Here is an 11,063-nt window from a genome sequence, read left to right as displayed (position 1 = left end):
GGGGCGGATCGCGGCGGGTCAGATCGTGTCGGCCGAGCGCGGCGACAGCCCCTGCTGCTCGGCGATCGGCTGCCAGTAGCGCATGAACTCGGCCTTGGCGTCGCTGGCCCGCCCGTTGACGTCGGCGACCTCGCTGTCGGACGGGCAGCCGGGCGCCGCGTCCAGGTAGCGCTGGTTGGACTCCACCGACGCCTGGAGCGCCCGCACGAGCGCGTCCTTCATCTCGGCGCCCTGGTCGAGGTCGTCGACCTCCAGCGCGCGGGCCCGGCTCAGCTGCTCCTGCCGCTGCCGGCGGATGCGCTCCAGCGCCGACGGCCGGCATCCGCCCGCGATGACGCCGCCCAGCTCGGACCGGGTGGTGGCCATCTCCGACAGCAGCCCGTCGATCTCGGTGGCCTCCCGGGCGGCGTCGCCGTCACCCGACGGCGACTCCTCGGGTGAGGGGTCCTCTGCGGTGGCCGACTCGTTCTTCTGCGGGCTGACGACGGTGCTCGTCGAGGGGGCGGCGCCTCCGCCGTCGCCGCGCGGCCACAGGACGATGGCGACCGCCACCGCGACCAGCACCACCCAGCCCGCGAGGAACAGCAGGTACGGCATCGCGCGGCGGCGCTTGCGGGGCGGGGGCGGCTGCCACATCTGCGGCTCGTCCCACGGCTCCGGCGACAGCGAGATGGCCGTCTCCCCCGGCGCGGAGGGCGGGGTCATCCACGGTGGAGGGTCCTGCGGGGGGACGGGCGGCGGCGCGTACGGGTCCCGCGCGTGGGAGTCGGGGACGGTGACGTCATCGCCGAAGGCGCGCGTGGCCGAGTCGTCACCGAAGAAACGTGTGGCGCTGTCGTCGCCGAAGACCCGGGTGGCGGTCGAGTCGTCGTCCCGGGGCCGCGGGCCGTCGCCGACCAGGGTGGGTTCGTCACCGCCGAGCGGAGCGTCGCAGCGTGTGCAACGTGGCAACGCAGGCGTGGTGTCGCTACCGCATGCCGGACAGCGCATCGCAGTCCTTTGCCGTGTTGGAAGACCCGTCCCAACATAGTGCGGCAATGCCGGGTGGGCCGCAATTCATCCCGCGATCGGGCGGTCACAGATTGGCGGCGATCCGGTGCGGCAGGCCGGCCTTTTTGGCGATCGGGTTCCAGATCGCGACGAGCCTGCGCTTGGCGATGATCGCCTTGCGTTCGGCGGCCACGCGCCCCGACGCGCGGCTCACGGCGGGACGCGGCTTGCCGCGGCAGTTGCGCTGCGCGCGCTGCCCCCACGTGATGAGCGCCTGGTCGGCCTGCAGCGACGCCTGGAACGCCTGCTGCATGCTGGCGCGCAGGCGTTCGCCGTTGGGCACCTTGTCGAGCTTCAAGGCCTGTGTGCGGCGCAGCTGGTTGGTCCGCCGGGTCTTGACGGTCTGGAAACCGGCCATGGCCTGGGGCAGGGTCTTGCAGGAGCCGGCGGCGCCGACCGCGCGCTTGAGCTGGTTGTGGGTGTCGCGGCTGGCGGCCAGGATCGCGTTCACTTCCTTGGCCTGGCTCTGCATGGTGGCCGCGGCCTGCGTCGTCGGCTTCTGCTTCGGCGCCGACGCCGTCTGGGCGGGGGACGGCGACGCCGCGTTGGCCACGGGCTGCTGTGACTTGGTGTCGTCCTTGCTGAACATGACCAGCCCCACCGACACCAGCGCCGCGACGACGAGCCCGGAGACGGTGATGAGCAGCGGCTTGCTCACCCCCTTCTTGGCCTTGGCGTGCGGGTCGGCCGGGTAGGGCGGGAAATCCGGGGGAGCGGTGTCGGCCCCCTGGATGGGGTGGGTGAACTGCCCGGCGGCCGGGTTGTGGAAGGGCGCGCCGTAGTTCGGGCCGCCGGCCCCGGTGCCCGGGGGGAGCCCCGGCGCCTGGTTCGCGTACATGCCCTGGTCCATGAGGGTGGGCGGCGCGGGCGGCTGCGAAGCGCCGACGTCGAGGACGGCGGTCGCCCCGGGCGGCGCGTTGTCGGCCGGGGGCGTGGCGGCCATGCCCCAGGCCGGGGGCGGCTGCTGCGCCTGGGCGGCCTGCCCCTGCTCGCCCTGGTTCTCCTGCGGGCGCTTGGGCTGGGCGAACCACGACTCCGGGATGATCGGCTCGGGTGCCGTCGGATCCTGCGGCCCTGCCGCGCCCTGCGCGTCGCCGTCCTTCTCAGCCCCTGCGGGCGGCGGAGGAGACGCGGCCGGGGCGTCGGCGGCGGAAGGCGCGGGCGCCGAAGGGGCGGGCTCGGCCGACGCAGGCTCGGCGGGCGCGGGCGCGGGCTCGCTCGGTCCGGGCTCGGCCGGCGCGGGCGCTGCGGGCGGAGTGAAGCCGTTCGACGGTGTGGGCGCGTCGGCGGGGGCGACGGCGGGCACGACGACGGTCGGCGCGCCGGCGGCGGGAGTCTTGGGCGGCTCCGCGGCCTGCGCCACGTCGGCGGCGTCGAACGCCCACGCCGACGTCGCCTCCGGATCCCCGCCGACGGGCTTGGACGGCGCCGTGGACGCCGACGGAGAGTCCGACTGGGCGGCCGGCGGGGCGGGCGGCGCCGACATGACGACCGTCTCGCCGGCCGCGGCGGGCCCGTGGGCCATCGGAGCGCCCATCGGCCCGTTCGCCGGGGCGCCCAGCGGCGCGTGGCAGTTCGGACACGTGCCCGGCGTGCCGGGCGTGTTCGTACCGCACGTCGGACACTGCATGGCTCAGACCTCGCCTTGTTGCCGCTTTCCCCGCGAAACAGTAGGGCCCCGGACAAATTACTAGGTGGGGGCGCTGTGCCGCGCCCGGATGGCAAGGACGGCCGGTCCCGCCGCGCCGTCGCCGGGGCTCGCACCGAACCACGACATGCGGTGAGAGTCAAGATGGAGAGGCCTGGTTCGCCCGCCTCGGTGTGACGCTCGTCGCACTGCGGAAGGTGACCCGGACGGGCCGCCGCGGCGACCCGTCCACCTTGATCGTCCGGTCGGGCGACGGGACACCCGCACGTGCGGCTAGGCTCGGAGCGGTTTCCAGGCGCCCGGATGCACAACCAGAGAAGACGGAGCCCATGAGCGATCTACCGCTGCGTTCGCAGCTGGCCGTCGCGCTCGGTCGTACGGCCGCGAGGATGTCCCGGCTGGCGGGCCGGGGTGACGGATCGGTGATCGGGGGGCGGGTCGGACTGGCCCTCGACCCCGAACTGCTCACCAGGCTCGCCCGGGACCGCAAGCTCGTCCTCGTCAGCGCCACCAACGGCAAGACCACGACCACCCGGCTGATCACCTCGGCGATGACCCCGCTGGGGGAGGTCGCCACCAACGCCTTCGGCGCCAACATGCCGACCGGGCACGTGTCCGCGCTGGCCTCCGCTCCGGATGCCCGCTACGGCGTGCTGGAGTGCGACGAGAAGTACGTGCCGATGGTGCTCGGGGAGACCGGCGCCAACGTCGTCGCGCTGATGAACCTGAGCCGCGACCAGATGGACCGCGCCGCCGAGATCTGGCTGCTGGCGGGCAAGTGGCGCCGGGCCCTGGAGGGGGCGCCGCACAGCCACGTCGTCGCCAACTGCGACGACCCCCTGGTGACCTGGGGCGCGTCCACCGCCAAGAGCGTCACATGGGTGGCCGCCGGGCAGCACTGGCTCGAGGACTCCTGGTGCTGCCCCGAGTGCGGCGGCCCGCTGGACCGCGAGGGGCAGGACTGGCGCTGCCGCCAGTGCGCCTTCGCCCGCCCGCGCCCCGACTGGGTCCTGCAGGGCGACGTGGTGACCGCCCCGGACGGCCGCGCCTACTCGCTGGCGGGGCTGTCGCTGCCCGGCCGCGCCAACCGGTCCAACGCCGCGATCGCGCTGGCCGTCGTCGCCCAGTTCGGCGTCCCGCCCGAGCAGGCGCTCCCGTTGCTGGCGCAGGTCAAGTCGGTCGCCGGCCGCTACACCACGGTCGAGCACCAGGGCCGGCAGATCCGCCTGCTGCTGTCGAAGAACCCGGCGGGCTGGCTGGAGGCGTTCGACGTGCTGCAGCCCGCGCCCGGCCCGGTCGCGCTGTCGATCAACGCGCAGGGGCCGGACGGCCGCGACACCTCCTGGCTGTGGGACGTCGACTACCGCATCCTGCGCGGCCGCCCCGTGTGGGTGACCGGCGAGCGCCGCATCGACCTGGCCGTCCGCCTGGAGGCCGCCGACGTGTCGTTCACCGTCGTGGACGACATCGAGCAGGCGGTCATGGCGGTGCCGCCCGGGCACCTGGACGTGATCGCCAACTACACCGCCTTCCAGAACATCCGAGCGAGGTACGGCCGTGTCGTCTGACCGCCTGAAGATCGTCTGGATCTACCCCGACCTGCTGAGCACCTACGGCGACCAGGGCAACACCATCATCCTGGAGCGCCGCACGGCGCTGCGCGGCATCCCCTACGAGACCGTGCAGGTGCGCTCGGACGAGCCGGTGCCCGTCGACGGCCATATCTACCTGCTCGGCGGCGGCGAGGACCGGCCGCAGATCCTGGCCGCCCAGCGGCTGCGCAACGACGGCGGCCTGTACCGCGCGGCCGAGCGCGGCGCGGTGATCTTCGCCGTGTGCGCGGGCTACCAGCTGCTCGGCACCCAGTTCGGCGGCGAGGAGGGCCAGCCCGTCCAGGGCCTCGGCCTGCTGGACATCAGCAGCGGACGCGGCGAGCAGCGCGCCGTCGGCGAGATCGTCGGCGATGTCGCGCCGGAGCTGAACGTGCCGCGCATCACCGGGTTCGAGAACCACCAGGGCGTCACCCGGCTGGGCCCGAACGCCCGGCCGCTGGCGCGCGTCGTGCACGGCGTCGGCAACGGCGACGGGTACGAGGGGGCCTACGCCGGGCGCATCATCGGCACCTACATGCACGGCCCGGCGCTGGTCCGCAACCCCGGCCTGGCCGACCTGCTGCTGCGCTGGGCGATCGGCCGGGACCTGCCGCCCATCGACGACTCCTGGGCCGGCCGGCTGCGCGAGGAGCGCCTCAACGCCGTCCTGTCGTCCTGACCGGCCCGTCCTGACCGGCCCGTCCTGACCGGCTCGTCCTGACCGGCCCGTCCTGACCGGCTCGGCCGGGGTACGTTTTCCGGCGGTCAGTAGACGAGCGCCTGCACGCCGTCCGCGGTGATCTCCTCCACGAACGTGGGGGCGCCCGCGATGCGCACCCCGGGCAGCACGTCGTCGGGGCCGATGCCGCGGCGCGCCGCGCACTGCGTGCACAGCGTCACCCGGCCGCCGGTCAGCACCGCGTCCAGCAGGTCCTCCAGCGGGGTCGCGTGCGGCAGGGAGAACTCCTTGGCGCGGCCGGGCAGCGCGAACCAGGAGGACTCGCCGGTCAGCCACAGCGACACCGGCACGCCGCTGACCACCGCGGCCGCCGCGACGTTGAACGCCTGGTTGCAGCGTTCGGGCGCGTCGGCGCCCGCCGTGGCCTTGATCACAAGAGATCTCGCCATGCCCGCAGCCTAGCCGGGGCCGGGGAGGCGCGTCGGGGCGCGGGCGGGGGCCGCGGCGGCGTAGGGTTCGGTGCCGTGGGCGGCATGGTGAACGCGGTGGTCCTGGTCGCGGTGCTCGGCCTGGTCGCGGTGGCGGCGATGCTGGTGGTGGTGCGGCTGTCGCGGATGCGCTGACAGCGGCGGCGCCCCGGCGGCAGGCGGCGGGTTCGGCGATGTCCCGAGCCCTCCGGCGCGCCGCTACGCTCGGTGGCCATGGAGCCTGAGCTGCACCCCGACCTCAAGCCGCTGGAGTTCCTGCTGGGCACGTGGGAGGGCGCCGGAGTCGGCGACTACCCCACGATCGAGGCGTTCAACTTCGGGCAGGAGGTCTCGTTCACCCACAACGGGAAGCCGTTCCTGATCTACACCAGCCGCAGCTGGCTGATCGAGAAGGACGGCTCCCTCGGCGCGCCCCTCGGCACCGAGAGCGGGTACTGGCGGCCGCAGCCCGACAACCAGGTCGAGGTGACCCTGGCCCACCCCACCGGCATCGTCGAGATCTACGTCGGGAACGTGGCGTTCAACCGGGTGGAGATGCAGACCGACGTGGTGGCGCGGACCAGGTCCGCCAAGGAGGTCACCGCCGGGCGGCGGCTGTACGGGCTGATGCCGGAGAAGGACGGCAAGCGCGACCTGGGCTGGGTGTATGAGATGGCGGCCATGGGGCAGCCCCTGCAGGCCCACCTGTCGGCCCAGCTCAAGAAGGTCGGCTGACGGCACCGGGCGCGTGGGGCCGGTGCTTGCGGACGCTGCCCGCGGCCCTTTCCCCGGGGTCGGATCTTGCGGTGTCCGCCCAGCGTAAAAACTCCTTGCCCCTGGCGTCGGCCTCGCATAGCCTGCGTCCCACGCAGGAAAGGAGGTGGTCCTAGGCATGAGTGACTGTAGGACTTGCGAGGTGGCTGTCCACTAGGTCGCCGTCACGCCTTGGCACTACCGATTCCGCGGACGAGCCAACCGTCCTGAGGGAGACGTAGGCCGGTCGCGGCGTCGACCGGTGAATACCAGGCAGACACCGGGCCCCCGGACCGATGGGTGAGTCCTCCCATCACCCGCGTCAAGCGGAAGGTCCGGGGGCCTTCTCGTGCGCGCGGCGCCCCGCGCGCGCTGGGCGGACACCCCGCCGTCCGGCCCGCGGAAGGGACCCCGCGGGCGCGCCCGGAAGGCCCGCTGCACAGGGCCGAAAGGCCCTCACGGTGACATCCGGCACAACATAGAATCTGCACATGGCGGACACGTGGCAGGAGGAGCTGCGGGCGAAGGGCTACCGGGTCACACCTCAGCGCCAGCTGGTACTGGAGGCGGTGACGAACCTGGAGCACGGGACCCCGGAGCAGATCTGCGCCGAGGTCCAGCGCACCGCCCGCGGCGTCAACATCTCCACCGTGTACCGGACGCTCGAACTGCTGGAGGAACTCGGGCTGGTCAAGCACGCCCACTTGGGACACGGCCCGCCCAACTACCACCTTGCGGCCGAGGCCGAGCACATCCACCTGGTCTGCCGCGACTGCGGCGCCGTCAACGACGTCGAGCCCGAGGCCGCCGCCGGGCTGGCGGAGCTGCTGGAGAGGCAGTTCGGATTCGAGACCGACGTCCACCACCTCACCGTCTACGGCCGCTGCGGCTCCTGCCGCGACTAGCGCGCCCCCGGGCGGGGCTCAAGGGCGCAGGCGGCGGGAAATAGTCTGGGACGCATGGAGAGCCCGCTGTTGAAGCTGCCGGGGGCCGTCGCCGCGGACGCGCCCGACCAGGATATCGCCGCCCACTACGGTGAACCGGCGCAGGAGCAACGCGCGCTGGAGGCGGGCGAGGCGTTCGTCGACCGGAGCAACCGGGGGGTCGTGCGTGTTTCCGGGCCGGACCGGCTGAGCTGGCTGCACAGCCTGACCAGCCAGCACCTGCAGAACCTCAAGCCGTACGAGCCGACCGAGGCGCTGCTGCTGAGCCCGCACGGCCACATCGAGCACCACATGCACCTGGTGGACGACGGCGAGGCGGTCTGGATGCACGTCGAGCCGGGCACGGCCGGGGCGCTGGTGGAGTTCCTCGACAAGATGCGGTTCATGCTGCGCGTCGAGGTGGCCGACGTCAGCGACGCGTACGCGGTGGTGACCACCGGGCGCGACCCCGGGCCGGGCGCCCTGGCCCTGCCCGACGTGGCCGGCACCGCGCAGATCGTCAAGCGGGAGGAGCTGGCCGGGCTGCCCGAGACCGCGCGGCCCGCCGGCATCTGGGCGTACGAGGCGCTGCGGATCGCCGCGCACCGCCCGCGCCTGGGCCTGGACACCGACCACCGCTCCATCCCGCACGAGATGGGCCTGATCGAGACCGCCGTCCACCTGTCCAAGGGCTGCTACCGGGGCCAGGAGACCGTGGCCCGCGTCCACAACCTGGGCCGCCCGCCGCGCCGCCTCGTCTTCCTGCACCTGGACGGCAGCGTCGACCGGCTGCCCGCCCACGGCGACCCGGTGGAGATCCCGGGCGGCCGGACGGTGGGGTTCGTGGGGTCGGCGGCGCGGCACCACGAGCTGGGGCCGATCGCGCTGGCGCTGGTCAAGCGGAACGTCCCGGTTGACGCCGAGCTGCTCGCCGGGGGCGTGGCCGCCGCCCAGGAGGTCATCGTGTCCCCGGACACCGGCGCGAACGCCAAGATAAATTTCCCCCGACAAGCCGCTCGCCGGGCGTAAAGTTCCTACCTTCCGGGCAGACTCGTCTGTCGTAGACGGAAACCGGCAGGGGGTGGGTCCGGTCCGATGGTCGCGCAGGGGAAGCAGGGGCCGCCGCTCGTCCGCAAGGGCGCGCCCGGACGGCGCCGCCGACGGCGCCGCGAGTCGGCCCTGGTCTGGTGGGGTGCGTTCGCCGTCCTCCTGGCGGCCGCGGGGTGGTGGCGGTCCTGGCGGCTGGCGATGCTGACCCTGCTGCTGTGGTGCCTGTACGAGCTGGTGTTCGTCCCCACGATCTGCCGGGTCGCCACGCGCCGGGGCTACTCCTGCCGCGAGCCCGCACGCGGCCGCCTGTTCGCCTGCTCGCCCGGCCACCAGCAGGTCAAGACGGACGCGCTGTGGCGCCTGGTGGGGCTGCGCAACCCGCTGCGCCGCCCGCCCAAGGCCGACCCGAACCGCGCGACCGGCACGCTGGTGGTCTCGCCTGCGGTGCGCGGTCGGCTCGCCCAGGCCGACCGCACCCTCATCCTGCTGGCCGCCCTGGGCACCCTCGTCACGATCGCCGGGGTGGTCTACGGCTTCGACCTGTGACCCCTCGGGCCGCGGCCCCGACACAGGTCAGGTCTCGACGATCAGGGTGACCGGGCCGTCGTTGACCAGGGACACCTTCATGTCGGCGCCGAACACGCCCGTCTCGACCTTGGCGCCCAGCGCGCGCAGCTCGGCCACGACCTCGTCCACCAGCGGCTCGGCGACCGGGCCGGGCGCGGCCGCGATCCAGCTGGGACGCCGCCCCTTGCGCGTGTCCCCGTAGAGCGTGAACTGGCTGACCACCAGCAGCGGGGCGCCCAGGTCCGAGCACGACCTCTCGTCGGGCAGGATGCGCAGCCCCCACAGCTTGGCGGCCAGCTTGCGGGCCCGCTCCGGCGTGTCGTCGTGGGTCACCCCTACCAGCGCCAGCAGGCCCGGCCCGTCGATCGCGCCCACCACGCGGTCGTCCACGGTCACCGATGCGCGGCTCACCCTCTGGACTACAGCCCTCATGGCCATGCATTCTGCCTGGATGGGAGCAAAGACGCTCATCACGGTGGCGCCCACCGGGGCCGAGTCCGCCAAGGCCGACGTCCCGGCGCTGCCGGTGACGCTGGACGAGCTGGTCCAGACGGCCAAGCAGTGCCAGGCCGCGGGCGCCGCGGTGATCCACGTGCACATCCGGGACGACGACGCCCGGCCCACGCTCGACCTGTCCCGGCTGCGCGACACGGTGCGGGCGCTGCGCGAGGCCACCGACCTGGTCGTCCAGCTGTCCACGGGCGGCGCGGTCACCGACCCCTACGAGGACCGGCTGCGCGTCCTGGAGGCCGGGCCGGACGCGTGCTCGCTGACCTGCGGCACCGTCAACTTCGGCGACGAGGTGTTCATGAACCCGTGGCCGTTCATGGCCGAGCTGTACCGGCGCACCCAGGAGCTGCGGATCGTCCCCGAGTTCGAGCTGTTCGACCTCGGGCACATCGCCGCGCTGCACCGGCTGCTCGACAAGCACGGCGCGCCGTACGGCGGCCGTGTCCACTGCGACCTGGTGATGGGCGTGCCGGGCGGCATGCCGGGCGACGCGCGGACGCTGGTCGCGGCGGTGGACGCGCTGCCGGACGGGGCGACCTGGTCGGCCACCGGCGTGGGCCGCACCACGCTTCCCGTCATGTACGCGGCGCTGTCGGCGGGCGGTCACCTGCGCGTCGGCATGGAGGACACGCTCACCTTCGCCAAGGGTCGGCCGGTGACGTCCAACGCCCAGCTCGTGGAGCGCGCGGCCGCCCTCGCCGACCTGGCGCAGCGTCCCGCCATGCCGCCCGCCGAGGCACGCGCCTTCCTGGGCGTCGCACCGCGCTGACCACGGCTTCGAGCTCCCTATCCTGTGGGTGGTCAACCGCAGGTCACGGCGTTGGGAGCATGGTGGACACCCATCCGGTGCTGGTCGAGGTGGAACGTTCCGGGTTCGTGGAGTCGCGGCATCGCGGATCCGCGGTGGGGCTGGCCGCCGACGGCTCGGTGGCGGTGTGCGCCGGCGACCCCGACGCGCCGGTCTTCCCCCGGTCGGCGAACAAGCCCATGCAGGCGGTGGCCATGCTGCGCGCCGGGCTGGACCTGGACGGCGAGCTGCTGGCGCTGGCCGCGGGCAGTCACTCGGGCGAGGACTTCCACGTCGAGGGCGCCCGCGCCATCCTCGCCGCCGCCGGGCTGGACGAGGGGGCGCTGCGCTGCCCGCCCGACTGGCCGCTGGAGCTGCGGCTCGTCGCGGAGCTGGCGCGGTCCGGCGGCGACCGGTCGCGGCTGCTGATGAACTGCTCGGGCAAGCACGCGGCCATGCTGGCGACGTGCGTGGCGGCGGGCTGGCCCACCGCGTCCTACCTGGACCCCGACCACCCGCTGCAGAAGGCCGTGCGCGCCACGGTCGAGGAGCTGGCGGGCGAGCGGGTCGCCGCGGTCGGCGTCGACGGATGCGGGGCCCCGCTGTTCGCATTGTCCGCAGCCGGGGTGGCGCGGGCGTTCCGCGCGCTGGTGCTGGCCGCGCCCGGCACCGCCGAACGCCGCGTCGCCGACGCGATGCGGGCGCACCCGCAGTGGACGTCGGGCACGCGCCGCGACGAGCGCCGCCTCATGGACGCGGTGCCGGGGCTGCTGGTCAAGTGCGGCGCCGAGGGCGTGGACGCGTTCGCCGCCGCGGACGGGCGCGCCGGCGTCGTCAAGATCGACGATGGTGCGTCGCGGGCCCGCACGCCCGTCACGGTCGCGTTGCTGCGGGCGCTCGGCGTCGACGCCGCCGAAGGGGTGGACGCCGCCGCCCTGGACGAGCTGGCGGCTGCGCCGCTGACCGGCGGCGAGCAGGTCGTGGGCACGATCCGACCCGCCGCCGGCCTGTTCACGGCGGCGCGCTGACCCGGCGTC

Annotated in this window: 12 protein-coding genes; 8 read left to right on the top strand and 4 right to left on the bottom strand. The window is 74.0% G+C overall.

Translation table 11 applies throughout. The annotated features are described in order from the left end of the window. Window positions 1–18: 18 nt before the first annotated feature. Together QSK22_RS23895 and QSK22_RS23890 are read right to left on the bottom strand one after the other, a co-directional pair. Window positions 19–951, bottom strand: coding sequence for a hypothetical protein (locus QSK22_RS23895; protein WP_285496574.1), 933 nt, complete (start codon window positions 949–951; stop codon window positions 19–21). 124 nt (window positions 952–1,075) lie between these two features. Further along, complete coding sequence (locus QSK22_RS23890; protein WP_285496573.1) at window positions 1,076–2,575, bottom strand: hypothetical protein; 1,500 nt, start codon at window positions 2,573–2,575, stop codon at window positions 1,076–1,078. 452 nt (window positions 2,576–3,027) lie between these two features. On the opposite strand from QSK22_RS23890, the gene QSK22_RS23885 reads away from it, so the two are divergent. Further along, window positions 3,028–4,266, top strand: a complete 1,239-nt coding sequence (locus tag QSK22_RS23885) for a MurT ligase domain-containing protein (protein WP_285496571.1) — start codon at window positions 3,028–3,030, stop codon at window positions 4,264–4,266. Beyond that, window positions 4,256–4,969 (top strand): type 1 glutamine amidotransferase, encoded by a 714-nt coding sequence (locus QSK22_RS23880; RefSeq protein ID WP_285496570.1) that lies wholly within the window; start codon window positions 4,256–4,258, stop codon window positions 4,967–4,969. The genes QSK22_RS23885 and QSK22_RS23880 overlap by 11 nt, the downstream gene beginning before the upstream one ends. Before the next feature lie 86 nt (window positions 4,970–5,055). Here the strand turns inward: QSK22_RS23880 and QSK22_RS23875 are convergent, their stop codons facing one another. Continuing rightward, complete coding sequence (locus tag QSK22_RS23875) at window positions 5,056–5,418, bottom strand: DsrE family protein (protein ID WP_285496569.1); 363 nt, start codon at window positions 5,416–5,418, stop codon at window positions 5,056–5,058. Between the two features lie 252 nt (window positions 5,419–5,670). Between QSK22_RS23875 and QSK22_RS23870 the strand changes: the two genes are divergently transcribed. The 4 genes from QSK22_RS23870 to QSK22_RS23855 all read left to right on the top strand — a co-directional run bounded on the left by QSK22_RS23870 (window position 5,671) and on the right by QSK22_RS23855 (window position 8,708). Beyond that, entirely contained in the window at window positions 5,671–6,171 is a 501-nt protein-coding gene (locus QSK22_RS23870) for a heme-binding beta-barrel domain-containing protein (RefSeq protein WP_285496568.1), read from the top strand. A gap of 509 nt (window positions 6,172–6,680) precedes the next feature. Then, the gene (locus tag QSK22_RS23865) at window positions 6,681–7,094 is read left to right on the top strand and encodes a Fur family transcriptional regulator (RefSeq protein WP_285496567.1); all 414 of its coding nucleotides are present in this window, start codon (window positions 6,681–6,683) and stop codon (window positions 7,092–7,094) included. A gap of 54 nt (window positions 7,095–7,148) precedes the next feature. Then, a complete protein-coding gene (ygfZ, locus tag QSK22_RS23860) occupies window positions 7,149–8,141 on the top strand; it encodes a CAF17-like 4Fe-4S cluster assembly/insertion protein YgfZ (RefSeq protein ID WP_285496566.1) in 993 nt (330 codons plus the stop codon). Window positions 8,142–8,207: 66 nt separating this feature from the next. Further along, on the top strand, window positions 8,208–8,708 hold the full coding sequence (locus QSK22_RS23855; RefSeq protein WP_285496565.1) for a hypothetical protein: 501 nt from the start codon (window positions 8,208–8,210) through the stop codon (window positions 8,706–8,708). Between the two features lie 27 nt (window positions 8,709–8,735). Here QSK22_RS23855 and dtd read toward each other — a convergent pair whose 3' ends face one another. Beyond that, window positions 8,736–9,161, bottom strand: coding sequence for a D-aminoacyl-tRNA deacylase (gene dtd / locus QSK22_RS23850; protein ID WP_285496564.1), 426 nt, complete (start codon window positions 9,159–9,161; stop codon window positions 8,736–8,738). Window positions 9,162–9,180: 19 nt separating this feature from the next. Here dtd and QSK22_RS23845 point away from each other — a divergent pair, with 19 nt between their 5' ends. Together QSK22_RS23845 and QSK22_RS23840 are read left to right on the top strand one after the other, a co-directional pair. Next, window positions 9,181–10,008 (top strand): beta-keto acid cleavage family enzyme, encoded by an 828-nt coding sequence (locus tag QSK22_RS23845; RefSeq protein WP_285496563.1) that lies wholly within the window; start codon window positions 9,181–9,183, stop codon window positions 10,006–10,008. Between the two features lie 59 nt (window positions 10,009–10,067). Continuing rightward, window positions 10,068–11,054: an asparaginase gene (locus QSK22_RS23840; RefSeq protein ID WP_285496562.1), complete on the top strand. Its 987-nt coding sequence runs from the start codon at window positions 10,068–10,070 to the stop codon at window positions 11,052–11,054. Window positions 11,055–11,063 lie beyond the last annotated feature (9 nt).

The sequence above is a fragment of the Actinomadura sp. NBRC 104425 genome (assembly GCF_030269545.1).
In the GTDB taxonomy this organism is placed as follows: Bacteria; Actinomycetota; Actinomycetes; order Streptosporangiales; family Streptosporangiaceae; genus Spirillospora; species Spirillospora keratinilytica.
Note: the sequence above shows the minus strand (reverse complement) of the source record. Positions and strands in the feature narration are given on the sequence as shown.

Bases quoted from the DNA above. Each gene is read 5' to 3' on its own strand.
- QSK22_RS23875 (WP_285496569.1), bottom strand. From the start codon at position 5,418: ATGGCGAGATCTCTTGTGATCAAGGCCACGGCGGGCGCCGACGCGCCC.
- dtd (WP_285496564.1), bottom strand. From the start codon at position 9,161: ATGAGGGCTGTAGTCCAGAGGGTGAGCCGCGCATCGGTGACCGTGGAC.
- QSK22_RS23890 (WP_285496573.1), bottom strand. From the start codon at position 2,575: ATGGCCCACGGGCCCGCCGCGGCCGGCGAGACGGTCGTCATGTCGGCG.
- QSK22_RS23840 (WP_285496562.1), top strand. From the start codon at position 10,068: ATGGTGGACACCCATCCGGTGCTGGTCGAGGTGGAACGTTCCGGGTTC.
- QSK22_RS23870 (WP_285496568.1), top strand. From the start codon at position 5,671: ATGGAGCCTGAGCTGCACCCCGACCTCAAGCCGCTGGAGTTCCTGCTG.
- QSK22_RS23845 (WP_285496563.1), top strand. From the start codon at position 9,181: ATGGGAGCAAAGACGCTCATCACGGTGGCGCCCACCGGGGCCGAGTCC.
- ygfZ (WP_285496566.1), top strand. From the start codon at position 7,149: ATGGAGAGCCCGCTGTTGAAGCTGCCGGGGGCCGTCGCCGCGGACGCG.
- QSK22_RS23865 (WP_285496567.1), top strand. From the start codon at position 6,681: ATGGCGGACACGTGGCAGGAGGAGCTGCGGGCGAAGGGCTACCGGGTC.
- QSK22_RS23855 (WP_285496565.1), top strand. From the start codon at position 8,208: ATGGTCGCGCAGGGGAAGCAGGGGCCGCCGCTCGTCCGCAAGGGCGCG.
- QSK22_RS23885 (WP_285496571.1), top strand. From the start codon at position 3,028: ATGAGCGATCTACCGCTGCGTTCGCAGCTGGCCGTCGCGCTCGGTCGT.